At 53.8% G+C, this 338-nt stretch carries 1 protein-coding gene; it reads right to left on the bottom strand.

What is annotated here, in order from left to right:
- Positions 1–70: 70 nt before the first annotated feature.
- On the bottom strand, positions 71–338 hold a 268-nt coding region (locus tag JI667_RS21395; RefSeq protein ID WP_206858458.1), incomplete at its 5' end, for a hypothetical protein.

Raw genomic sequence — 338 nt, 5'->3', positions numbered from 1 at the left:
GCCAAAAACAGATGTACTCGGTTCGCTAGAAGGAGCGATTGTCGCCTTGCCCGATCCATCCTTACTTCGTTTATGCATGGACAGTGCCCAACCCTTGAGCTGTGACACGGCGAGCACACGCGCGGACGGGCAGCGTTGTCGCAGGCGTCCTTCGAGCATGTTGGAACCGTAGGCGAAGTACTTTATGGTCATTTTCCAATGCCTTTTTTTTGGGATGACCGAACAAAGATATGTGCTCCCTTTCCCGTCTCGATTCAATCGTACCGGCCGCGAATGTACGCATGATCGGGAACTGACATTGGGACTGTGATGCCAGTATCGCGCTTTGGCCTCGTCGC

Origin of the sequence: Bacillus sp. NTK074B (assembly GCF_017303375.1) — a bacterium.
GTDB lineage: Bacteria > Bacillota > Bacilli > Bacillales > Bacillaceae_B > Rossellomorea.
This window is presented reverse-complemented; position numbering and strand designations above follow the sequence as displayed.